The following is a 22,993-nucleotide window of genomic DNA, read 5'->3' on the forward strand; positions in this document are numbered from 1 at the left end:
ACATCACTGCTCGAAAGCGTAGATCCGCTTCCAGTCGTCCTTGATGTCGACGACAAGCCAGCCGCGCCCGCCAGCCTCGTCTAGCGCCTTATCCAGTCTTCCGAATTCGGAGTCCCTGTCATAGGCATATTCGCGTTCGCCGTCCGTGTGGTGCACGATCATCGCAAAGTGCGGACCATCGCCGGCGGTCACCCAGCGCAGCATCTCATAATCTCCGTCCGAATTGCCTGCGGCGAAGATGGGTCTCCTGCCGATGAACTTGTTGATGGCGGCGGGCTTGCCTGGACCGTCATTGACGAAATCGATTTTCGGCAGGCGCTGCAGCACGGGCGTGTCGCCAACGAGCGCATATTCCGTGACGATCGTGCTGCCCACCACCTGCTCGGGCGGAATTCCATAGGCCCTCTGCGTCATCGGCCGCATGAATTCGACGCCACCGCCGGAGACGATGTAGGTCTTGAAGCCGTTGGCGCGCAGGTAGTCGAGAAGCTCGCGCATCGGAAGGAAGGTCATCTGGTCATAGGGCTTGCCGGTCTGCGGGTGGCGCGCGGTCGCAAGCCAGTCGGCGACGATGCTGTTGAACTCGTCCGTCGTCATGCCGGCATGTGTTTCCATGCCAAGCTCCACGATCCCCTTTTCGCCGCCCCGTGCCACGCCCTTGAGGTCCCCTTCGAGGATGGATTTGAAAGGTTCCTTCGACGTCCATTCGGGATGCTGCGGGGCGAGCGCCTTGACCCGATCGAGCATGAAGGAGAGCTGGACGTAGAAGGGCTGTTCGGACCAGAGCGTGCCGTCATTGTCGAAGACGGCGATCCGGTCTTCGGGAGCGACGTAGCCGGCGCCGCCTTCCGCGGTCGTTGCCCTGACGAAATCCATGATCCGCGACTTCGCGCTGGTGTCGTTCCACGAGCCGAGAGGCTCCTGTGCAAACGCCGACGCGGCGAGAAGGACAGCAACAGCGCAAATGACGGAAGTTAGGACTTGGGATAGAGTCGATGCATCAGACCCTTGAATGCACTTTCTCATGTTCGCCCCCGGGCTGGCTGACCGCTCTCTTCACGCAACGGAAGCCGACGTGGCTGGTCGAGGTATCCTCGGGCTCGGCATGGCGCGCCGCCGGACGATAACGGCGGCAGTAGTTCGGCGCGCAGAGGTGCGAGCCGCCCTTGAGCACCCGGCGGGGTATCCTTATTTCCGGTTCGCGCGGATCGTAGCTAGCATCGATGCCGCCGCCACGCGGGTTCCTTGGGATGCAGCAGGATTTGGCGGCGGGCTCCGGATGCCTGGTCGACCAGTAGTCGGTTGTCCATTCCCAGACATTGCCGATCATGTCGTAGAGCCCGTAGCCGTTCGGGGGAAAGGATCGCACGGGCGATGTTCGTTCATGGCCCTTCGGTTTCGTCGTCTGCGTCGGAAAGATGCCCTGCCAGGTATTGGCCATGGGAACACCGTCCGGCATCAACTCGTCGCCCCAAGCGAATTCTGTATCATCAAGACCGCCGCGCGCGGCAAGTTCCCATTCGGCCTCGCTGGGAACATCCAGGCCCGCCCATTCGGCATAGGCCTCGACATCGCATAGGGCGACATGCACGACCGGATGGTCGAGCTTGCCGCGCAGATCGCTGAGGCCGCCCAGCGGCCGGCGCCAGTTCGCTCCGAACTTGAAGGTCCACCATTGCCTGATATCCGGTCCACTGACGCCTTTCGGCTGGTGGAAGACGAGCGAGCCCGCTCTCAGCATTTCCGGTCGTGCGCCGGGATAATCCTTCGGATCCGGGGCTTTCTCGGCAAAGGTGACATAGCCGGTCTCTTCGACGAATTTCGCGAACTTTCGGTTCGTCACCGGTGTCTCTTCGATCCAGAATCCGTCCACCGTCACCGGATGGGCCGGAGCCTCTTCCGGATAATGGCTGTTGGAACCCATTGTGAAGGTTCGACCGGGAATCCAAACCATGCCCTCAGGCGCGAGGGCCGCATCGTTATCGCCGTCGGTTGCCAGTGCCATCACCACCTCCGGAAGCTGGAGAGAGGATCACGCGGGAATTATCCTGCTGTAAGTACGTTACGGTAAAACACTCGAAAAGCAACAATCAGACCCACGCGTGCGTGCTGGCGGCGGGCATAGGGCGGCCGGGATGGCGTCACGGGGTGAGGGGCTTCGCTTGCGGGTCCGACTTCAGGGTTGCGCTCACGTCGGCGGCGGTGCCGCCCTTGTTTCTCACTGTTGGCTGCCGCATCGGCTGTTCGACGATCGTAAGCGGAGCCGCGACCGCTACTCCCGCAACCGTGCCTACGGTACGGGCCGTACCGCCGACGACCGCGGCGACGCCGTCTCCGAGCGTGATATTGGAATCGGTCAACGTCTGCCCATCGATCAGCCGTTGGCCGATGAGCTGCACGATCTGCGGGCTTTCGGCGAACTTTCCGTGATTGAGACGGTCGCCGGTGTTGACCTTCGTGAGGTCGATTGCCGTGATACCGGCCTCCTCCAGGCGCGATCGGTATGGCTCCGCGGAAGGATCGATGGCGCCGAGCCGGGAGACCTTGCCCGTGATGAAGCTGGAAACGGCAAGGGCGCGATCGTCCTGGGAAACGAAGATCGTGAATTTCGGCCTTGGCTCGCCCATTTCCACGTATTGCTTGGCGAAGACCTGAATATCGATGTCGGGCGAGGCAAGGATGACGTTCTGGATCTTCGAAAGCACGTGCCCGTCGCGGATGCCCATCTGCCTCAGTGACTCCATGGCAAGCCACGTACCCATGGAGTGGGCGAGGATCGTGATGTCCTTCACATCAGGATCTTCCGCGAGGACACGCAGTGCCTGCTCGAGCGCGCTGCGCGAGAAATTCGTGCTCTCCTTGTCGTACTCGTAGCCGGTGAGCTTCGCCCTCGAGGGCCAGGTGAACAGCAGTGGGGTCGCTTTCATCCCGCTGTCATGGACGATCTGCGCAAGACGGAAGACCGAATCCTCGTAGGTATTGTTGAAGCCGTGGATGAAGACCAGCGCGCGGCCGTCCTGGTCATGATCGCGGAACCAGGCGCGTCCCTCCGGAACGGTTTTCAGCTGGTCGACCTTGAGGACCGCGAAGTCTGTCGCCGGGTTCGGCGGGAGGCGCTTGGGCCACTGGACGGTGCCCGCTTCGCGCTTCGGCGGAATGGAAACCTCGACGCTTGTCAGGTGGGGGGTCGGGCTTCGCTCGCCGTTGAATAGCGTTGCCGGGTTGCCGGTGGGTTGCCTGGTCGTCGCGACCAGCATGTCGACGCGGGATGTTTTCGGCGTCGTGGCCGTCAGCGAAACCGGCGTCATTACCCCTGTCGGATGGCTGCAGGCCGTCAGCAGCATCAGGGCGGCAAGGACAATCTTCTTCGGCATCGAGGCTCCGTCGGTTCTGTCACTGCCACCATAAGGGAGGCGCTCATGCGCATAAGTACTTTACCGTAAGCACGCCGCCTTCGGTTTGTCACGCTCGCCGAAATCGGGAGCGCCCCGGAACCACGAAATCTGCTGACGGGAGTAGCGGGCATGTAACACCGGCGCCTGTTATTGCGTATAGGGAGGTGTCTTCATCGGTGCGAGCGCCACAAATGGCTTCTATTCAGGCCTCCCGGTGGCAAAGCGCGATGAGAATACCTATATCTGGCCCAACCGACCGCGAACCGTTTCCTCGAATGCCCCGAAATTCTGATCTTGCCCCGGCAAAGTACCGCCAGGACACCCGGTCCGAGTTTCCGCATGCCGAAACGACAAGCCGTCGAGAAGGAGAAATGGAATGACGAAATACACCAAGAATATCGATGCCATTTCGAAGCTCTCTCCCGAGCAGTACCGTGTGACGCAGCAGAGCGGCACGGAACGTCCGGGAACCGGGGAATATCTCCACAATAAGCAGGTCGGCATCTATGTCGACATCGTCTCCGGCGAACCGCTCTTCGCCTCGTCCGACAAGTATGACTCCGGATGCGGCTGGCCGAGCTTCACCAAGCCGATCGAAACGGCCAACGTCAACGAACTGAACGACGCCTCGCACGGCATGATCCGCACAGAGGTGCGCTCGGCCCACGGCGACAGCCACCTGGGCCACGTCTTCCCGGACGGCCCGATCGACCGCGGCGGCCTGCGTTATTGCATCAATTCTGCCTCGCTCCGCTTCGTCCCCAAGGATAGGATGGAGGCGGAAGGCTATGGGGCCTATATCAACCAAGTGGAGGATGTCCGATGAAAACGGAACGCGCAGTTCTCGCCGGTGGCTGCTTCTGGGGCATGCAGGATCTCATTCGCCGCTATAACGGCGTGATCTCCACCCGTGTCGGCTATACAGGCGGCGAGGTACCGAATGCCACCTACCGCAACCACGGCGACCACGCCGAGGCGATCGAGATCACCTACGACCCGGAAAAGATCAGCTATCGCGACCTGCTGGAATTCTTCTTCCAGATCCACGACCCGAGCACGAAGAACCGCCAGGGAAACGACATCGGCAGAAGCTATCGCTCGGCGATCTTCTACACGAACGATGAGCAGAAGCGTGTCGCCGAAGACACCATCGCCGACGTCGACGCCTCCGGCCTCTGGCCCGGCAAGGCGGTGACGGAAGTGGTGCCGGCGAGCGACTTCTGGCAGGCCGAACCGGAGCATCAGGACTACCTGGAACGCATCCCGAACGGCTATACCTGCCACTTCATCCGGCCCGGCTGGAAACTGCCGAAGCGGCAGGCTGCAGAGTAGGCGTTACGACCGGCGGACTGGGCGAATCTTATCTGCGCCCGCCGCCTTGAGACTATAAGCAGTTGAAGAGAATGGGGCGGGAGACAATCCCGCCCCATTTTGCGTTTCTACGACTGCGAGCCACCCAATTTGTGGCGGCCGCATCTCCGGCAGGCGCTGTTGAAACAACTCCCTCCGGACCAGCAGCCCAGTATTCAGGCTCGAATCCTTCAAGGCGTGCCATGGAGTACTGGCGGCAATAAGGAGCGGTGCGATTTGCCGTCGGACCCCAATTGTGCAACCATGATTGGAGGAGGAGGGGAGATGGTGTCGGCACTATCGCACATTCGAGAGATCGAGCGTGTCGCCTTGGGCGACGCAAGTGCGCGCGACGCTTCCGTCGTAGATTCCTGGCTACGTTGCCTCAACGACTACAAGCTTGATCCAGCAATCGCGCAGGAGGCCTATATCGTCCCCGAGGCGAAGCTGCGCGAGCATCGCGAGCAGGCGGAAGAACTCATTCGCATAGGCCGATCCGGTCTTGAGGCGCTGTTCAATCAGGTGGTCGAACAGAACTACGTGCTTTTGCTTTCGGATGCGCGTGGGGTCACCGTCGACTTCATGGGCGATCCGACGTTCGACAACCAGTTGCGCAAGGCTGGCCTCTATCTCGGTTCGGAATGGTCGGAGAACCGCGCGGGAACCTGTGCCGTCGGAGCCTGCATTGTCGCCGGCGAACCTGTCATCATCCATCAGGACGACCACTTCGACACCAGCCACATCGGGCTGACATGCACCGCCGCACCGGTTTTTGACACGCTGGGAGATCTGACGGCCGTGCTTGACATCTCGCAGCTTCGCTCACCCACGGCAAAAGCCAGCCAGCAGCTTGCGTTGCATCTCGTTGCCTCCACAGCGCGTCGGATCGAACTGGCCAATCTGATGACGCGCACGCGCAACGACTGGGTGCTGCGTCTTGCCCGCTCCCCCGAATTCCTGGACGTTGATCCTCATGCGGCGATCGCGCTCGATGGAAGCGGGCGCATCACGGGAATGACGCATGGCGGCTTTGGTGCGCTGGCTCGCTCGATGAACATGCGCAGCATCGCCACGAGGGATGTCATAGGTCAGCCGATATCACAGCTCTTCGACCTCGATGTCGAGGACCTTCCACGTTTCATGAGGGGCCGACCGAATGGTGAGCGTCTGCTGAGGGCACGTAGCGGCCTCGTGCTGTTTGCGAGTGCAATCGCGCCGGCCGTGACCGTCAGGCTGACGGACAAAACTCAACAGCAGCTACCGCGCGCTTTACGGGAACTCAGCTTCGGCGACGCGGCGATGGAAAAATTGCAGGAGCGCGCAGCCAAGCTCGCTGCACGCGATATTCCAATCCTCATTCACGGCGAAACGGGCAGCGGCAAGGAATATTTGGCTCAGGCAATCCACGACAGCTGTGGTAGTTCGGGCAAATTCGTTGCCGTGAATTGTACCGCCATTCCCGAGCATCTGATCGAATCCGAGCTTTTTGGCTATACGCCTGGTGCTTTCACTGGCGCCAGCCCCAAGGGCAAACGTGGACTGATCGAGGAAGCCAATGGCGGAACGCTGTTTCTCGATGAGATCGGCGATATGCCGTTGGTGCTCCAAGGTCGGCTCCTGCGCGTACTGTCGGAAAGCGAGGTCCAGCCGGTTGGTGCGCTGAAGGCGCGCTCGATCCGCCTGCGGGTTATCTCCGCATCGCACCGCAATCTCGCTCAGCTCGTGACGGAAGGCCTCTTCCGGCAGGATCTCTTCTACCGATTGAACGCTGCGACGCTGATATTGCCCGCGTTGCGCGAACGACAGGACCTGGACTGGCTTATCGATCGCCTGATGGTCTCGATCAACCAGGAGAATGCCCAGTCTTGCCGGATCGACAAGGCGGCGCGCGCGGCGCTCCTTGCGCATCACTGGCCGGGCAACCTCAGGGAGCTTTCGAACGCACTCCGGGTGGCTGCTGCGCTTTGTGACAACGGCGTCATCGATCTCAGTTGTTTGCCGGACTACCTGCTTGTGGAGACAAGAGCCGGGTCCAGCGCCGCCTACAATGAGGAAAGGGGATTGCATCAGTCACTGCGGGACTGTGGAAATAATGTCTCCGCGCTCGCACGCAAGCTTGGTGTCAATCGCTCGACCATCCATCGCCGTCTGAAGCGCCTCGACTGACGCAACCACTGCAACACCTGTTGCACGCCACCTGTTGCATTCGCTTTTCCTATCAAGGGTCTATTCCTGTATTTCTTTGAAAATGCAGAATTAAACGACCTTAGACTGCACTGGCATGCCACTTGCTATTCTTCCCTTGTGAGCAAATAGGAGGAAATGCAATGAAGGCTCTCCGCTTTCACGCGGCCAAGGATCTTCGCATCGAGGACGTCGCCGACCCGCCGCAGCCGGGTCCCGGTGAGGTGCTTGTCGAGAACAGGTTCTGCGGTATTTGCGGCACGGACCTGCACGAATATGCTTACGGTCCGATCTTCGTTCCGAAAGAGCCGCATCCTTTCACGGGTGCGCATGGGCCGCAGATTCTCGGACATGAATTCGGTGGTGTCGTCAGATCGGTGGGCGAGGGCGTCAGCCATGTGAAGCCCGGCGACCGGGTGTCCATCCAGCCACTCATCATGCCGCGCCAAGGGGACTATTACGCGGATCGCGGCCTCTTTCATCTAAGCTCCGATCTCGCGCTTGCCGGCCTTTCCTGGCATTCCGGCGGTATGGCGCAAGCCGCCCTCCTCAACGACTACAATGTGCAGCTCATCCCCGACGAATTGAGCGATCGGGAGGCGGCGCTGATCGAGCCGGCCGCCGTTGCGGTTTATGCCTGTGATCGCGGTGGTGTGACCGCCGGCAACAGTGTTCTTGTCACCGGTGCCGGGCCGATCGGCATTCTCGCGGCCATGGCGGCGCGCGCTGCCGGTGCGTCGCAACTGTTCATCTCCGACCTTAACGATACGCGGCTGCATCTGGCGAAGGAGGTACTTGGCGAGGTGCGCACGATCAACCCGAAATCAGAAAGGGTTGGCGATGTAGTCCGCAGCGAAACGGAAGGAGGCGTGGGCTGCGACGTCGCCATTGAATGCGTCGGCAACGAGCATGCCCTGAAAAACGGCGTTGATGCGGTGCGCAAACAAGGCGTCGTCGTGCAGACAGGCCTGCATCCCGGTGAAAGCCCTTTGAAATGGTTCGACGTCACCTTCAAGGACATCGATATCCGTGGCTCCTGGGCCTATCCGACGCACTATTGGCCGCGCGTGGCCCGCCTCATCGCGAGCGGCCAGATTCCGGCGAGCAAGATCGTTACGAAGCTGGTGTCGCTCACTGAAGCTGTTTCAGAGGGTTTCGACCAGTTGCTCGATCCTGCTGGCAAGCATCTGAAGATCCTGATCGACCTTTCGCGATAGGCCGAACGTCTTGCGGGGCGGTTGAGGAGCCGTCCCCTGATTCCACAATGAGCAGGAGGAGGAACACATGCTCGAAAAGACCCCTACAACCCGCGTTCAGGCGCTTCTCGATACATTCGGAGCAGCCCTTGCGGCCGGTCGCATCGACGAGGCCGTCAACTTGTTTGCCGAGGAATGCTATTGGCGCGACCTCGTCGCCTTTACCTGGAACATCAAGACGGTCGAGGGGCGCGAAGGCGTGCGAGACATGCTGCGGTCGCAGCTTGCTGTGGCCGTGCCGTCGAACTGGCAAGTTGCATCCGGCGAGGAAGCAACGGAGGCCGATGGTGTGCTCGAGAGTTGGATCACCTTCGAGACCGAGGTCGGACGAGGCTTTGGCCTGATACGCATCAAGGACGGCTTGATCTGGACACTGCTCACAACGCTGTCCGAGCTCAAGGGGCATGAGGAGAAGGCTGGCTTTGCACGTCCTCTGGGCGCCAAGCACGGGCAAAACCCAGGCGCGAAGACCTGGAAGGAGGAGCGTGAGGAGGAGGCCCGCACGCTCGGCTACGAGACGCAGCCCTATGTCGTCGTCATCGGCGGTGGGCAAGGCGGCATTGCCCTGGGCGCGCGGCTTCGCCAACTCGGCGTGCCGGCGATCATTCTCGAGAAGAACGACAGGCCCGGCGATTCATGGCGCAAGCGGTACAAGTCTCTCTGCCTGCACGACCCGGTCTGGTACGATCATCTGCCTTATATAGACTTCCCGAAAAACTGGCCCGTCTTCTCGCCCAAGGACAAGATCGGCGACTGGCTGGAATTCTACACGAAGGTCATGGAGTTGAACTATTGGTCGCGCTCGACCGCCAAGTCGGCAAAGTGGGACGATGCGGCGAAGGAATGGACCATTGTTGTCGATCGCGACGGTGAGGCGGTTGTCCTGAAGCCGAAACAGCTCGTCTTCGCGACCGGCATGTCGGGCAGGGCGAATATCCCCGATTTCAAGGGCCGCGACCGCTTCAAGGGCGAACAGCATCACTCCTCCCAGCACCCCGGCCCGGATGGCTACAAGGGGAAGAGAGTGGTGGTCATAGGCTCGAACAACTCGGCCCATGACATCTGCGCCGCGCTATACGAGGCGGGTGTCGATGTTAGCATGATCCAGCGTTCGACGACGCATATCGTCAGGTCCGACACGCTCATGGACATCGGGCTTGGCGCGCTTTATTCGGAGCAGGCACTCGCAAACGGTGTAACGACGGCCAAGGCAGACCTGATTTTTGCCTCGTTGCCGTACCGGATCCTGCACGAGTTCCAAATTCCCCTTTACGACAAGATGCGCGAACGGGATGCCGACTTCTACGCTGCACTGGAAAAGGCCGGTTTCCAACTCGACTGGGGTGCCGATGGCTCGGGCCTTTTCATGAAGTATCTGCGGCGCGGTTCCGGTTACTACATCGACATCGGCGCCTCGCAACTCGTTATCGACGGCAAGGTCAAGCTCGCCGCCGGGCAGGTGGAAGAGATCACCGAGAATTCAGTCAAGCTTTCCAACGGCAAGGAGATTGCGGCGGACGTTATCGTCTATGCAACCGGTTATGGTTCCATGAACGGCTGGGTCGCGGAGCTGATAGACCAGGCGACAGCCGACAAGGTCGGCAAGGTCTGGGGACTCGGCTCGGATACGCCGAAGGATCCGGGTCCCTGGGAGGGCGAGCAGCGCAACATGTGGAAACCGACCCAGCAGGAAGCGCTCTGGTTTCATGGCGGCAACCTGCATCAGTCGCGCCACTATTCCCAATATCTGTCGCTGCAGCTCAAGGCGCGGATGGAGGGTATCCCAACGCCGGTTTACGGCCTCCAGTCCGTTCACCATCTCCGTTGAGCTTCGACGGCTTGGCCTTTGCAGCGAACCGATGACCGAGCGAACGAAAGCCATATCCGGCTTCAGGAGGTGGCGGCTACTTGCCGCCGCCTCCTGGGCACGGCACCGTCGGCTCTGGGGCACGGACGTCGGTTGCGGCTACCCAGAAGCCTTGCGACAGCTTCGATTGAGCCGGTCCGCCGGGCGGTGGCGGAGTCGGCTCTTCTGAGGGCCGACAACCGCCGCCGCACGATGCCTATTTCTTCGCTTGAGCGGCGACGCTTTCGGCGTTTCGGGCGGCGTCCATGATCACCGCTGCAACCTGTTTTGGACGAGCTTCAAACACATCATGGCCGACGCCATCGATGACGGTCGTGTGGCTATTGGCGCGAGCATAGTACCAGCGCTCGAGATCGGGATTGATGATCTTGTCATCGGCGGCGACGATTGCCCAGCTCGGCTTTGTCTTCCAGGCGGCCGCAGTCAGCGGCGTGGTGAAGACTTGGACTGCAGCCGGCACCTGGGAGCGCGCCATGAACTCTGCGCGCGGGGCCGGCAAGTTCGGCGCAAACAGCTTCGGAAACAGAGCCGGATCCAGATAGGTGAAATTGTCGGGTGTCTGCTTGATGGCGCCCTCGGTCTTGCCAAGAACGCTTGGTGTCAATTTGGCAAGCGAGCCTTCGTCTTCCCCAACATCGGGCGCGTTCGCGGCGACGTAGACGAGACCGGCCACGTTCGGATGAACGCCCGCCTCGGTGATGATCGAGCCGCCGTAGCTGTGACCGACCAGCAGCGTCGGACCATCCTGCAAATCGAGAATTTGCTTCGTCGCCGAGACATCGTCGGCAAACGAGGTTTCAGGCTCCTGCACCATTGTTACCTTGAAGCCTTCCTTGGTGAGGATCTCGTAGACGGGCCTCCAGCCTGAGGCGTCTACCCAGGCTCCGTGGACCAGTACGATGTTCTTGAGTGGGGCGGCGTTCGCCGGTGAGGCCATCGCGGCGAGGGGGAGAGCGACGGCTATGGCCAGGCAGGCTTTGAAGTGTCTCATATCCATGGCGTCCTATACGGTTGATACTGTGCCTAGGATCCGGTCTCATGAGCACTGATGCGAGTTTAACGTTGCAAATAGTTGCTTAAGTTCCCGCGAAGCTGCGCCGAAACGCCATCTCGCTCCGGCTGCCGTCGCTCGCCCTGGATGGTGATGTGCACGCCGGTTTATTGCATTTGCAATCGGCAAATCGAGTGCCTTTGAGCGATACGATCGAGCGGCCGTTCGACCCGCCATGTTTTGGCCCCGGTGTCCCCTCAGGTGTCGGGCGCCCCGAAAAGGGTGATTCTTGCTCCCTCTGACATAGGATAAAACATGAAGATCAGATTAGCAGTTGCCGCATCGATTTTGGCTGCGACGATCCAGCAGGCTGAGGCTTCGAGTGACGCTTCGTGGAACGCGTTGTTTGCCAAGGTGAATGGAACCTGCATTGGACTTTCGGGAATGAACACGCCGGAAGCGTCCGCTCCGATCGTATTCGACGACGCAGCCGGAAAGGTCGCGGTTCTCTTGCGAGGCTCCGTTGGCAGGGGCAAGACGAAGGTCCGCAACGTGAACTTGATGTGTCTCTATGACAAGAAGACCGGCAGGGCCTCCATCGCGGAGTATCGCTGGCTGGGCAATTGATCAGCAGCACCGTGGCTCCGGGGTGCACTGCGCTTCGTCAGCCACGGTGCCGGATCCAGGCGAACGAATTCGCCTGGATCGATTTGCGCTATGAAGACAGGCTTTCGATGGCAATCGATGCGGCCTGCTATCCGTCGCCCGGAGCGCCCCGGAAGACGCGCGCACCCCGGCGGGCGCGGCCGCGAGGATTGGCGATCACTATGAGATTTTGATTTTTAAGCGCGCGTTCGCGAATGGAACGGCTACGCGCAGTGATCCATTTTAGCTGCAGGCGAATGCAAGCAATTGGAGCACGAAGATGTACTTCGAACTCAAGGATGCCACGGCGGACAGCCTCGCAAAGAGTCGGCGGCGCGATGAGCTCTGCAACCTTCCCCTGGATCTGATCTCCTCGGATCGGGAGGCTTATGACATCCAGGCGACAGCCCAGGATGTGCTGGGGTTCGAGCGCAAGGGCTACGCAATCGTGGGCACGAGTGAGGCCTCGCGAAGAGCACTGCGGCTCACAAAGCCGATCTACTGCGAAATTCCGGCGTCGGCGCTTTTGGCTGGTACCGGGGAGTTCCGGTTGCCCCCAGGAACTATCGGCGTCCAGTCCGAGCTGGTCTTTACGATGCTGAGACGCTTCCCCGATGCTGGCGAGCGGATCGATCTCGACAGTGCGGCCGACGCAGTTCTCGGCTGCCGCCCAGCGATCGGCATCATTGGCCGGCGGACCCGCAAGGCTTTCGCAGGAGACAGCGCGGCAATCGCCGACTTCGGTCTGCATGTCGCAACCATCTGTGGTGACCATTCCCGCGATCTCGATATCCGCGAGCTTGCGGACATCGAGACCACGACCTTCCTCTTCAAGCAGACCGTCGTTTCCGGGACGTCGGCGTCCGTGATGGGCAACCCGCTGAACGCCGTCGCATGGCTCGCCAGCGCGCTTTCAGCGAAGGGCAGACAGCTCGAAGCCAACGACGTCGTGGCAACGGGGTCGTGCACGACGATCCTTCAGATATCGGCTGGTCAGCATGTCGCCGCCGACTTCGGGCCGCTTGGTCAGGTCGAGTGCGTCTTTGACTGACATCCATCAAATACCGAGACGACTGACCATGCGGGCGCAGCAAAAGCCGTCCTTGGTCGAGATCAAGAAGACCAGGCAACCTCGCGCGAGGCCTCCGTTGGGCGAGACGGATAGTCTGGCCCCGCGGCCGCGGAAAGGATCGCGGGCGAGCGCGACCTTTCAAGGTGAGGAGCGCGCCTGATGGTGAGCCGCAATGTCCCGCACGAGTATTTTTCGCTGACTGCGGTCGTTGAGGAAGGTCCTATTGTCGGTTACCTCCGCGGCAAGGCGATTTCCGCCGCGGTCGTCGACAAGCATGGCGGCCGCTACCGTTTCGTCGGCGTCGCAACCAGGGATCGCCGCGGCCGGCTCGATGTCCTGTCGCTCAGGCATGGCGAGTGGATCGTTGCGCCGGACTTGGTCTACGAAGCCGTCTAGCGACCTGTTCTCGCATTCGACGACACGATTGGGCAATAGGTTGAGGCGGTAAAGGAATTGCGGGCGGCGGTGGCCCAATTCCGCGCAAGCCCGAAGCCGTGCGGATCTTAGGCGAACGCCGCGCCCATGCCGACTTACAGGCCTCGAGAGCCTCCTCCGCCCGGAACGCGTCCACGCACCCCGCAAATAGGAACCTAGAGCAAAGCCGACCCGCGTAGCCGCAGTTCCGCACCGCGGTTCAGCGGGGGCAACTTCTGGTCATTCGCCCTTGGATTCCGCATCTTGCAGGGCTCCGGCGAGCAGTGTCCGGGCCGCCCAGCGAAGAATTTTCTCGCTCTCCTTCGGCTCGAGTTCGCAGATATCGCGCATGACGACCAGTGCCTCGATTCCGGTCAGCAGCGACAAGGCATGCACGAGTCTCTGATAGTGCTTCGATGGCAGCCTTCCTTCGAGCGGCGCAATCGCTTCCTTCAGCCAGGAGATGCGGCGTCCGCCGCGGCGGTTCTGGTTCTGTCCGGTCACCGAGTTGCCAAGCAGCGTCCGGAACACGCTCTCGTTGGCGACCAGCATTGCGAAGATGTCCGAGACGAGTTTGTCCAGCCGTTTCTCCACTTCCGCAGCATCCGCCCCGGAGGTGGCTGGCGCAATGCTGATCATGGTCGCTACGCCGTCGAGCACGGCCTCGCGGATGAGATCGTCCGGCGTCGAGAAGTATCTGTAGGCGGTCGCCCGCGATATGCCGGCGTGGTCGGCGACATCAGCGACCGAGGGATGCCCGCCCTTCTCGATGATTTCGCGTGCCGCGCGCAGCAACTCTGCTCGCGTCCTTCGCTTCTGGTTCACGCGTTCGAAACTTCTCTCTTGACTGTTCATTAGCACCTCGTTATGAGACGTTAATCTCATTAAGAGATAAGTATATCACAAACAGAGAAAGGTACAAGCATGACCTCCCAAGCCCCGTCTCCCGCAGCGAGCGCCTCGCCGCCGCTGACCGTGCATTTCCTCGGGAATATCCTCGCCTTCCGGGCCCGCCACGCCGATACCCAGGGAAATTTCACCGTGATCGAGGTCCTGACAGCGCCCGGTGCCGGTGCGCCGCCGCATACCCAGACCGACCAGGAAGCTTTCCTGGTATTGGAAGGCCGTTACGAGATCACCGTCGGTGGCGAGGCGAGGCATTGCGGGCCGGGCGAGTTCGTGCACGTTTCCCCGGGCGTCATGCATGCATTCCGCAGCATCGCCGATACACCGTCCCGGATGCTGCTGATCAACTTCCCCGGCGACCTTCACGAGGCGTTCTTTCTTGCGATCGGCGACCGCCTTCCGGCCGGTACAACGGCATTTCCGGAGATGCTGCCGCCCGACGTCCCGAAGATCGTCGAAACGGCCGCCCGCTTCGGCATCAATATTCCCGTTCCGTCCAACAGCTGAGGGAGCAGAGCCATGCAATTGATCGAGAATCTTCTGGCTTCGCGCGCGTACGGCATTGTCGCACGGGTCATCCTCACATTCGTCTTCTGGTCGAGCGGACTTGCCAAATTGATCGACTTTGGCGGCGCGGTCGCGGAAATGGAGCGTTTCGGCGTAACGCCGGCGGTTCCGATGGCGGTCGCCGTCATCATGGTCCAGCTCGGCGGCTCTGCGCTCGTGATCTCGGGTCGGTTCGTCTGGCTCGGCGCCGGCGCGCTCGGCGTGTTCACGGCGCTGACGATACCGATCGCTCACGCCTTTTGGACGATGACGGGCGAGATGGCCTTCCTCGAGATGATGTTCGTCTTCGAGCATGTAACGGTGATCGGCGGCCTTATGGTCGTCGCCATCCTCAGTGAGCGGTACCGCGCTCACACCGTCGTTCGCTCGGTGGCCTAGAGACCGTGTTGCGGGCGCCATCTCCGATCGCCCGTCCTTCAAGCCAGTCGTGCTACCGCCTCTTTGGCGGCCCGTACACCGCTCTCCCAGGCGCCATGCACCGTCGAGAAGTCTGACGTGTGCGTGGCCTCGCCTGCGAAGAACAGTCGGTCATCAACCGGTCTCGCCAATATCCTGCGGGCGTCGGATTGTCCCGGTCGCGCATGACTGTAGGAGCCGCGTATCCAGTCGGTGCGGCACCACGAGGACGCCGCCAGGGGGCGCAGGTGACGGCGAATATTGCTGCCCAGCAAGGCCGACAACTGATCCATCGCAAAGGCAAACGCGTCCAGCAATCCGGCACGCTCGATGACGACGGCACCTGCGCCACCGAAGAATCCCTCGATCAACGGCCGGCCAAGCGGCCGGATATAGTAGCTGCCGGTTTCGGCGTTGCGCGGATCGCCAAGGAGGTGCGTCTCAGGCTCGAGACCGTGGTCGCCTTGCAGTTCGAAGAACAACTTGTCAGCCAGGCCAAGCGGCAACTGGCTTGCGGCATGAAGGTGATCGTCGGCGATGGGGTCGAACGCGATCGCTCCGCTGGCAAGCACGGTTGTCGACGCGGTGATGACCGCGGCCCGAGCGGTGATCGGGCCGTGATCGGTATCCAGCCGCACGCCATTTCCCGCCAGCGCGATGCGACGCACAGGTGTTGACGGTCGCAGTGCGGCGTCGGGAACGATCGAAGCAATCAGATTGCCGTAGCCCTCGCGCACTCGCCAGTTGGCGTCGGATGCGGTGGCTTCGTAGGCCAGGAAGTCTTTGATGGACAGGCGATCGAGTGGCGCCCCGTTGAGGTATCCGCTCGTGGAGTCGCAAAAGGCATTCCATTCGCCGTTCGGGGGCAGGGCGTCGGACGCACGGTCGCTTGGCAGCACAGTGTTGCGAATGCGGTTGTTGAAATCGTCCCACGCGGCTTCCGCCGCCTTCTGTTCCTCCGGTGAGAACCCCAGATCGTGCCATTGCTTTCGCCACGCCGTCGGCCCGCGTTCGATGGTGAACCCGGCCTCGCGCGCCATCTCGACGAGTGGGTTGCGTTCGGCCGAATGAAGCCAGCCGCAGCCCATGTCGAGTGGCATTCCGCCCAACTCGATCGTCCAGGCCCGGCCGCCGACGCGGTCGCTCGCTTCCAGAATGACGACGGAGATGCCGGCAACTGACAGGGCGCGAGCAGCGGCAATCCCGGCAGCGCCGGCACCCACAATCGCCACGTCGTAATCCATGGTCGCCGCTCCCCGTCTCAAGGCGCTCGGTCACCTGCCCCGAGTGGGTTCTACTAGGGAATCGGCACCTCTTCAACGAGCGTGAAAGACTGTTACTATGCGGGGCATGACGTTCTTCGAAACACTCGTCGCTTTGCTGGCCGTCGCGATCTTGCTCCTGCAGGTGACGAGACGCATGCGGTTACCCTATCCGGGCATCCTCGCTGCCGCAGGCGTCGGCGTGGCGATGTTGCCGGGCGCTCCTGACATTCCGATCGATCCCCCGACTGCGCTTGCATTGTTCATCGCGCCCGTCCTGGTCGATTCCGCATACGACTTTCCGCTGGGCGCTGCGCGGCGAATGCTGCTGCCGCTCTTCGTCTATGCCGTGGTGGCGGTGCTGTTCACGACCGGTGTAGTGGTGTCGATCAGCGCGCTGACCGTCGGGCTTCCGATCGCGGTGGCGATCACGCTTGGAGCCATCGTTGCGCCACCGGATGCCGCGGCGGCTACCGCAGTCCTCTCCAACCTGCCGATCGACCGTCGTGTCGACGCACTGCTCAAAGGCGAAAGCCTGTTCAACGACGCGACGGCGCTTCTCCTGTTTAGCGCCGCGTTGACTGTCCAGGCTACGGGCGGGTTCGAGAGGGAAACCGTGCTGCGGATCACCTTGGCGGCACCTGGCGGAATTCTGTTCGGCATCGCTTTCGGGTTTGTCGTCTCGCGCATCATGCCCGTCATCGGAAGCACGGTCGGCGGCACGCTGCTTCAGTTCGTCTACGCGTTTGCGACGTGGCTGATTGCCGAGCGTCTGCACCTGTCGGCGGTCCTGGCCACGGTGGCCAGCGCGATGACGATCGCCACGCTCGCCAAAATCGACGACCCTCCGCGCATGCGGGTGCATTCCTTCGCTGTCTGGACAACCGTTGTCTTCCTGTTGAATGTGGTAGCGTTCCTGCTGATGGGACTGCAGGCCCGCCGCATTGTCGAAGCGATGTCCGCTGCCGAACTCCAGCGGGCGCTCTGGTTCGCCGCCATCGTCGTCGTGGGTGTCATCGCGTCGCGCCTCGCGATCGCTTTCTTGTTTCACGCCATCGTCGCCTTTCGCCATCGTCGTGGCCACGATCTGGCCCCCTTCGAGAATGCCGAGACCTTCCTCGTCGGCTGGGCGGGAATGCGTGGACTCGTCACGCTCGCCACGGCGTTCGCGTTGCCCGCGAATTTCCCGGAAAGAGACCTCGTCGTACTGACCGCCTTTTCGGTCGTGCTTGCGACACTGGTCATCCAGGGAGGCACTCTCGCGCCCATGATCCGCATCCTGAAGCTCGGACGGGAGGATAAGGCGCGACAGGAAATCCACTGGGCTCGCAAGTCGCTTGCGCAGGCCGCGCTAAGTCGCCTTGAAGGCGAGGAAGGCGCCGACGTCGATGCCGTTCGGCTGGCCTATCGTGAGATTTGCGAAAGTAGCCGCTATTCGCCGAAGGAGCGTAGCCGCAACTGGTCGCTCGCCGCCGTATTGGCACAGCGTCAACGCCTCGACGAGTTGCGGGAAGCCGATCTCATCGGCCCCAGCCAGTACCTGGAACTGCAAGAAGATCTAGACTGGAAGCAGCTCGCAGTCGTTTCGGACGAAGAAAAGCGCATTGCTGAGAGCTAGACCGTAGGCGGGAGCGGCCGGGCTATTCAGCCTCGAAGAGGTCCTTGAACCGGCTTGGCGCTGATCGACGGTATTGTTTGGGAACTCGCACTTTCCCGCCAAGGTGGGCCGCCGCGTGCCAAGGCCAGTTCGGATCGAACAGGATTGCTCGAGCGAGTGCAACCATGTCGGCGTCGCCGGTCCCGACAATGGCCTCCGCCTGGTCGAATCCCGTGATCAGTCCCACCGCGACCACCGGTATGCGCACCACGCTCTTTACGGCACGTGCAAAAGGAACCTGGTAGCCTGGCCCGACCGCAATTTTCTGGTCGGGGTGCAAGCCGCCGCTGGAGACGTGGATGATGTCGCATCCACGCCCCTCCAACTCGTGCGCGAAGGCTAGCGTCTGTTCAATGTCCCAACCGCCCTCGATCCAGTCCGTCGCCGAGACCCGCGCCGACACGGGTCTTTCAGCAGGAAATGCCGACCTGACTGCGTCGAACACCTCGAGCGGAAATCTCATTCGGTTTTTCAACGAGCCACCATATTCGTCGGTTCGGTGATTTGTGAGAGGCGACAGGAACTGATGCAGCAGGTAGCCGTGGGCGGCATGGAGCTGGACGAAATCGATGCCCATCTTTGCAGCGCGCGCTGACGCGGACACGAAGGCGTCGCGCACCCGCTTCAGTCCTTCCTTGTCCAATGAACGGGGCTCAGGCATGCCGGCGCTGTAGGCGATGCTCGAAGGGGCAAAGGTCTGCCAGCCAAGCGCGTCCGCCGGCGAAAATTGTCCACCGCCTTTCCACGGCACTTCCGTGGAGGCCTTCCGTCCAGCGTGACTCAACTGTATCCCAATGGGAATGTCCGACCAGCGGCGAATGCTTTCCAGGGTTAGGCTCATCGCTCGGTGCGTTTGGTCGTTCCAAAGTCCGAGATCAGCATAGGTTATGCGTCCCTCTGGGACGACTGCAGTCGCTTCGATGGTGAGGAGGGCGGCGCCCGACAAGGCGAGCTTGCCGAGATGGATGAGGTGCCATTCGTTCATGCAGCCGTCTTCCGCCGAGTATTGGCACATCGGCGCGATCACGATCCTGTTGTTCAGGGAAAGACCGCGTATCTGCATTGGTTCGAAGAGAGCGGATCTAGCCATCCCTTTCACTCCGCCAGGCCGATCGCGAGTCCAGACGACGGCCATGATGTTCAACGGGTCTGCGTTTACAGATGCAGTCCTGCAGGTCGTATCGCAGGCGCCCGACGCCTCGTTCGTCGCAACGGACTTCTGGAACCCCAGGTGATCGGACGCTGCGCATCAACTTTTAATAGCAATTATGCCCACACCGCCGTCGACGCACAATAAAGTGTCGTCAATTCCGGTGAAAACTGCCGGCGAAAGCCGCCCGTCACACAACATCAACCGCGCGGACGGTCATGGGGAGACGGTCCGCAAGCTCGCCAATCCGTGAAAGATAGTGCTGGAAGTGCCGGCTAGCCTTGTGAGCCGCTGCTGCGGCCTCGTCCAGATAGAGCTCGTCCAGCATGAACCGCGTGGGCAGCTCTGCATCCCGCCAAAGGTCGTACCGGATGTTTCCGTCTTCGGCCCGTGATGGCCCGACCATTCCGCGAAGCAACTCTTCGAGTTCCCCGGCTCGCCCTTCCTTAGCGGTGAGAACGGCAAACACTTTGATCGATGCGCTCAATTTCTCATCTCCCCACGAGATCGAAGACGTGCATCGCTTCCGGATTCCGGTTCCAGAAGGCGCTTGCCGACGCCAACAAGTGATCATGGGGAGAGCGTACCGCGGCGCCACGCTTCGAGCGCGTTAAACGCTGTGAAATCCCTTGCAAACGAAGTTTCACCGGATTTGCAGGCGGCCGCTCGTCCGGAAAAATTTACCTAATTTAACCGCAGGTTTTCCCGAACACCCTGTAAGGTTTACTCCATCGGAGTTGGGCGAGGACTCGTATCTGTTGGACATCAGGGCCTGCCAAAATGACGATGATAGAAAAAAAGCCAGTAGCCGGCGTCTTCTTCTTCGGCCCATACCGCCTCAATGCGGTCGAGCGAACCTTGGTGCGCGAAGGCAGCAAGGTAATTCTAGGAAGCCGCGCCTTCGACCTGCTGGTGGCGCTCGTCCAACGACAGGGCGCCGTTCTTTCCCGCCGCGAGCTTATGGAATTTGCCTGGTCGGGCCTGAGCGTCGAGGATTCCAACGTCCGGGTTCAAATCGCGCGTCTCCGGCGAGAGATCGGGTGTGGCGACAACGGCATTCGCTACATCGCAAGCGTGTCCGGTCGGGGATATAGCTTCGTCGCGCCGGTCGAGTGGAGCGAGGAGGGGCCCCCGCAATCAGTTCGCGTCGAAGGATCGTATGGGTTGCCGCCCCTCCTGAAGAGGGCACTCGGCCGTGAGGACAACGTTGTCGAGCTCTCCCAGGCTCTTCGAGAGCGCCGCTTCGTCACCGTCGTAGGGGCGGGGGGTGTGGGCAAGACTACCCTCGTTACTCTGGTGGCGCACAGGCTGCCCGATTTCCCCAGAATCTATTTCGTCGATCTTGGTACCTTGGAAGCCGGAGCCCTGATAAACGACGCCGTGGCGTCAGCGATCGGCGTTCCGTCGACGGACGAAGACACGCAGGCAGGCATCACCGATCGCTTGTCCGGAGCGCCAACGCTCATGATTCTGGATAACTGTGAGCACGTCATCGACGCGGTGGCCGAACTGGTCCAGCCGGCACTAAGGGCTTCGTCGAATGTCCATTTTCTACTGACCAGCAGGGAAGCACTGCGGCTGCCGGGCGAGGCAGTCTATCTCCTGCGGCCCCTCGGCGCTCCACCGCATACGGGGCGGCTTACCGCCAAACAGGCACTATTCTGGCCCGCCGTAGAGCTGTTCATGGAACGGGCCGCCGATGGCGGACACCACCAGCCATTGGGCGACGAGCAGGCGGCGACCGTTGCAGCCATCTGCCGCAGGCTGGACGGCAATCCCCTTGCCATCGAGCTTGTCGCAAGCCGAGTCGGTGCGTACGGACTTGATAGAGTGGCGGAACTGCTCGACGACCGCTTGTCATTGTGCTGGCGCGGGAGCCGAAACGCCGTTCCGCGCCATCAGACGGTCGAAGCTATGCTGGACTGGAGCTACGCCCTCCTGTCCGAAAAGAGCCAGAAGGTGCTGCATAGGCTGTCGGTATTCTCGGGCGAGTTTTCGCTTGATGCCGCCGCAGCGGTTGCGGGTGGCGACGACATCGGACCTTCCGACATCTCCGGGGCGATCGTCGATCTTGTCGACAAATCTCTCCTGGCGTTCCAGGGGGGAACTGGTCCTGCGCGGCTCAAGCTGCTGGGTATCACACGGACATACGCAGCATTGAAACTGGCGGAGTCGGACGAGAACACGCGCATTCGCGGAAAGCATGCGCTCCTTCGCATGCAAAATTTCCCTCAGCGCGCATTTAGCGGGAAGGTCCCCTTCGCCGACACACGCCACAGGCCAGCTCAGCCTCTTTTCTAGCCTTCGCCTTTCGGCGTCGGAACGGAGGTCGAATTCACCGTCGTTTACCACGATTAACTTACACAGCGGCGGGATGCCGACCATCATGCCGTCGCAGGCCCCAACAGTGCCCGCTTGCAGGCGAAACCCAATCGACCCTTATTCTGCCCCTGACGATCCGCCAGCGGCAATAGATAAGTTAGGACAATGTCCAACACGTCGATCAGACTTGAAGAAGCAAAGCGGGGGCTGAATGCCGGCGGAGGCATTCCCGTCGTCCGCGAGGGGCGGATCATCGGCGCCGTGGGAGCGAGCGCGGGATCCGTCGTGCAGTACATCGCCGTTGCAGAAGCCGCAATCGCTGCAATCGCGTGAGGTCAAGACAAAGTCGTTCGGATGGACGTCAAACCAATCAAAGAGGAGATCGACATGAAAACGGCCCGTCTACACGAATACAAAAAACCACTCGTCCTGGAGGACGTGCCGGTTCCCGATATTCAGGCCGACGAAGTCCTGGTCGCCGTCAAGGCCTGCGGAATGTGCCGCTCTGACGTTCTTCTCGTCGATGGTTTCTTCAACGCGTATTCCGACATTCCGCGACCCATTACGCCGGGCCATGAGATCACCGGCGTTGTCCACAGGGCCGGTAGTCTGGTGTCGAAGTCCGCGATCAGAGAGGGCGACCATGTTGTCGTCGCACCGGGGTGGGGTGACGGCACGTGCCGGCACTGCTTGGTCGGCAATACGCAAATTTGCGCCAATGTACGCTGGCCGGGATTTGGCGCCTATGGCGGATTCGCGGAATTCATACCGGTTCCAGCCCGCTATGTGATCAAAGTCGACAAGCGCCTGAAGTTCGAGGAGATCGCACCGCTGACCGACGCGGGTCTAACACCCTATCGCGCCATCAAGAAGCTGCGCAACGCCGGCGTCCTCGGTCCGGATCGAGTGATCGGTGTCTTCGGCATAGGTGGTCTTGGCACCTACGCGGTGCAGTATGCGAAGCTGCTCGGAAGCGGAGCAAGGGTGGTAGCCTTCGCCCGCAATCCCGAAAAGCTTGCCCTCGCAAAGGAATACGGGGCTGACGACGTGATCAACATAAAGCGAAAATCCGTTGGCGATATCGCCGGCGAGCTCAAGGCGCTGACGGGGCAGGGCGATATCGACGCGGCAGTTGACTGCGCCGGCGCTCAGGAGACCGTCGGGCTTGCGACCGGATTGCTGGCGATCAGCGGCTACTACGTGGATGTCGGCTTCATCAGCGATCGCATCGATATTCCGCTCTTCCCGCGGGTCTCCCGGGAGCAGACGATCCAGGGATCGTTCTGGGGCAACAACACCGATCTTGCCGAGGTCATGGCGCTGGCCGCCAAGAACAAGATTCGCCACACCATCGAGACTTTCCCGTTCGAGCAGATCAACTCTTTCCTCGATCGCCTGAGAGAAGACGAGATCGTCGGCAGATCGGTGCTGACGTTCTGATCCAGGCCGGGATTCGGCGTGCGTATCCATGCTCTGCGGGTTCGGCGGAGCCTCCGCGTCCCGTCGTTGCCGGCGGGTCGCGTTGACAGCTGCCATCTGCGGGCAGGTTATGGGGCGAC

22 protein-coding genes are annotated in these 22,993 nt (G+C 61.3%); 14 read left to right on the forward strand and 8 right to left on the reverse strand.

The window, feature by feature from the left end:
* Positions 1 to 3: 3 nt before the first annotated feature.
* From EV286_RS25050 to EV286_RS25060, 3 genes are all read right to left on the reverse strand, one after another.
* Positions 4 to 1,026 (reverse strand): HAD family hydrolase, encoded by a 1,023-nt coding sequence (locus EV286_RS25050; protein WP_132959903.1) that lies wholly within the window; start codon positions 1,024 to 1,026, stop codon positions 4 to 6.
* Complete coding sequence (locus tag EV286_RS25055) at positions 1,001 to 2,005, reverse strand: formylglycine-generating enzyme family protein (RefSeq protein ID WP_132959904.1); 1,005 nt, start codon at positions 2,003 to 2,005, stop codon at positions 1,001 to 1,003. Before EV286_RS25055 ends, EV286_RS25050 begins: the two co-directional genes overlap by 26 nt.
* Positions 2,006 to 2,141: 136 nt before the next feature.
* On the reverse strand, positions 2,142 to 3,374 hold the full coding sequence (locus tag EV286_RS25060; protein ID WP_132959905.1) for an alpha/beta hydrolase: 1,233 nt from the start codon (positions 3,372 to 3,374) through the stop codon (positions 2,142 to 2,144).
* A gap of 397 nt (positions 3,375 to 3,771) precedes the next feature.
* Between EV286_RS25060 and msrB the strand changes: the two genes are divergently transcribed.
* From msrB to EV286_RS25085, 5 genes are all read left to right on the forward strand, one after another.
* Positions 3,772 to 4,221 (forward strand): peptide-methionine (R)-S-oxide reductase MsrB, encoded by a 450-nt coding sequence (gene msrB / locus EV286_RS25065; protein ID WP_132959906.1) that lies wholly within the window; start codon positions 3,772 to 3,774, stop codon positions 4,219 to 4,221.
* Complete coding sequence (msrA, locus tag EV286_RS25070) at positions 4,218 to 4,727, forward strand: peptide-methionine (S)-S-oxide reductase MsrA (protein WP_132959907.1); 510 nt, start codon at positions 4,218 to 4,220, stop codon at positions 4,725 to 4,727. The genes msrB and msrA overlap by 4 nt, the downstream gene beginning before the upstream one ends.
* Positions 4,728 to 5,030: 303 nt before the next feature.
* A complete protein-coding gene (locus EV286_RS25075; RefSeq protein WP_132959908.1) occupies positions 5,031 to 6,911 on the forward strand; it encodes a sigma-54-dependent Fis family transcriptional regulator in 1,881 nt (626 codons plus the stop codon).
* Positions 6,912 to 7,072: 161 nt separating this feature from the next.
* On the forward strand, positions 7,073 to 8,146 hold the full coding sequence (locus EV286_RS25080; RefSeq protein WP_132959909.1) for a 2,3-butanediol dehydrogenase: 1,074 nt from the start codon (positions 7,073 to 7,075) through the stop codon (positions 8,144 to 8,146).
* A gap of 67 nt (positions 8,147 to 8,213) precedes the next feature.
* Positions 8,214 to 10,013 carry an NAD(P)/FAD-dependent oxidoreductase gene (locus EV286_RS25085; protein ID WP_132959910.1) on the forward strand — a complete coding sequence of 600 codons (1,800 nt, stop codon included), beginning with the start codon at positions 8,214 to 8,216 and terminating at the stop codon, positions 10,011 to 10,013.
* Positions 10,014 to 10,248: 235 nt separating this feature from the next.
* Here the strand turns inward: EV286_RS25085 and EV286_RS25090 are convergent, their stop codons facing one another.
* Positions 10,249 to 11,043 (reverse strand): alpha/beta hydrolase, encoded by a 795-nt coding sequence (locus tag EV286_RS25090; protein ID WP_132959911.1) that lies wholly within the window; start codon positions 11,041 to 11,043, stop codon positions 10,249 to 10,251.
* 315 nt (positions 11,044 to 11,358) lie between these two features.
* Between EV286_RS25090 and EV286_RS25095 the strand changes: the two genes are divergently transcribed.
* From EV286_RS25095 to EV286_RS25105, 3 genes are all read left to right on the forward strand, one after another.
* Entirely contained in the window at positions 11,359 to 11,670 is a 312-nt protein-coding gene (locus tag EV286_RS25095) for a hypothetical protein (RefSeq protein ID WP_132959912.1), read from the forward strand.
* A gap of 298 nt (positions 11,671 to 11,968) precedes the next feature.
* On the forward strand, positions 11,969 to 12,739 hold the full coding sequence (locus EV286_RS25100; protein WP_132959913.1) for a hydratase: 771 nt from the start codon (positions 11,969 to 11,971) through the stop codon (positions 12,737 to 12,739).
* A gap of 180 nt (positions 12,740 to 12,919) precedes the next feature.
* Positions 12,920 to 13,156 carry a hypothetical protein gene (locus EV286_RS25105; protein WP_132959914.1) on the forward strand — a complete coding sequence of 79 codons (237 nt, stop codon included), beginning with the start codon at positions 12,920 to 12,922 and terminating at the stop codon, positions 13,154 to 13,156.
* A 258-nt stretch (positions 13,157 to 13,414) separates the two neighbouring features.
* Here the strand turns inward: EV286_RS25105 and EV286_RS25110 are convergent, their stop codons facing one another.
* Entirely contained in the window at positions 13,415 to 14,029 is a 615-nt protein-coding gene (locus tag EV286_RS25110) for a TetR/AcrR family transcriptional regulator (RefSeq protein ID WP_132959915.1), read from the reverse strand.
* 69 nt (positions 14,030 to 14,098) lie between these two features.
* Here EV286_RS25110 and EV286_RS25115 point away from each other — a divergent pair, with 69 nt between their 5' ends.
* Together EV286_RS25115 and EV286_RS25120 are read left to right on the forward strand one after the other, a co-directional pair.
* Positions 14,099 to 14,587 carry a cupin domain-containing protein gene (locus EV286_RS25115; RefSeq protein ID WP_132959916.1) on the forward strand — a complete coding sequence of 163 codons (489 nt, stop codon included), beginning with the start codon at positions 14,099 to 14,101 and terminating at the stop codon, positions 14,585 to 14,587.
* Positions 14,588 to 14,599: 12 nt separating this feature from the next.
* Complete coding sequence (locus EV286_RS25120; protein WP_132959917.1) at positions 14,600 to 15,025, forward strand: DoxX family protein; 426 nt, start codon at positions 14,600 to 14,602, stop codon at positions 15,023 to 15,025.
* A gap of 38 nt (positions 15,026 to 15,063) precedes the next feature.
* Here the strand turns inward: EV286_RS25120 and EV286_RS25125 are convergent, their stop codons facing one another.
* Positions 15,064 to 16,287, reverse strand: a complete 1,224-nt coding sequence (locus tag EV286_RS25125; protein ID WP_132959918.1) for an NAD(P)/FAD-dependent oxidoreductase — start codon at positions 16,285 to 16,287, stop codon at positions 15,064 to 15,066.
* A gap of 106 nt (positions 16,288 to 16,393) precedes the next feature.
* Here EV286_RS25125 and EV286_RS25130 point away from each other — a divergent pair, with 106 nt between their 5' ends.
* Complete coding sequence (locus EV286_RS25130) at positions 16,394 to 17,923, forward strand: cation:proton antiporter (protein WP_132959919.1); 1,530 nt, start codon at positions 16,394 to 16,396, stop codon at positions 17,921 to 17,923.
* 22 nt (positions 17,924 to 17,945) lie between these two features.
* On the opposite strand, the gene EV286_RS25135 is transcribed toward EV286_RS25130, so the two are convergent.
* Together EV286_RS25135 and EV286_RS25140 are read right to left on the reverse strand one after the other, a co-directional pair.
* Complete coding sequence (locus tag EV286_RS25135; protein WP_132960051.1) at positions 17,946 to 19,052, reverse strand: NADH:flavin oxidoreductase/NADH oxidase; 1,107 nt, start codon at positions 19,050 to 19,052, stop codon at positions 17,946 to 17,948.
* Positions 19,053 to 19,302: 250 nt separating this feature from the next.
* A complete protein-coding gene (locus tag EV286_RS25140; protein WP_132959920.1) occupies positions 19,303 to 19,599 on the reverse strand; it encodes a putative quinol monooxygenase in 297 nt (98 codons plus the stop codon).
* A 293-nt stretch (positions 19,600 to 19,892) separates the two neighbouring features.
* On the opposite strand from EV286_RS25140, the gene EV286_RS25145 reads away from it, so the two are divergent.
* The 3 genes from EV286_RS25145 to EV286_RS25155 all read left to right on the forward strand — a co-directional run bounded on the left by EV286_RS25145 (position 19,893) and on the right by EV286_RS25155 (position 22,874).
* Positions 19,893 to 21,413 (forward strand): winged helix-turn-helix domain-containing protein, encoded by a 1,521-nt coding sequence (locus EV286_RS25145; protein ID WP_245500820.1) that lies wholly within the window; start codon positions 19,893 to 19,895, stop codon positions 21,411 to 21,413.
* Positions 21,414 to 21,599: 186 nt separating this feature from the next.
* The gene (locus EV286_RS25150) at positions 21,600 to 21,767 is read left to right on the forward strand and encodes a heme-binding protein (protein WP_132959921.1); all 168 of its coding nucleotides are present in this window, start codon (positions 21,600 to 21,602) and stop codon (positions 21,765 to 21,767) included.
* A 54-nt stretch (positions 21,768 to 21,821) separates the two neighbouring features.
* On the forward strand, positions 21,822 to 22,874 hold the full coding sequence (locus EV286_RS25155) for an NAD(P)-dependent alcohol dehydrogenase (protein WP_132959922.1): 1,053 nt from the start codon (positions 21,822 to 21,824) through the stop codon (positions 22,872 to 22,874).
* The last annotated feature ends 119 nt before the right edge of the window (positions 22,875 to 22,993 follow it).

Origin of the sequence: Rhizobium sp. BK251, assembly GCF_004345245.1 — a bacterium.
Classification (GTDB): domain Bacteria; phylum Pseudomonadota; class Alphaproteobacteria; order Rhizobiales; family Rhizobiaceae; genus Rhizobium.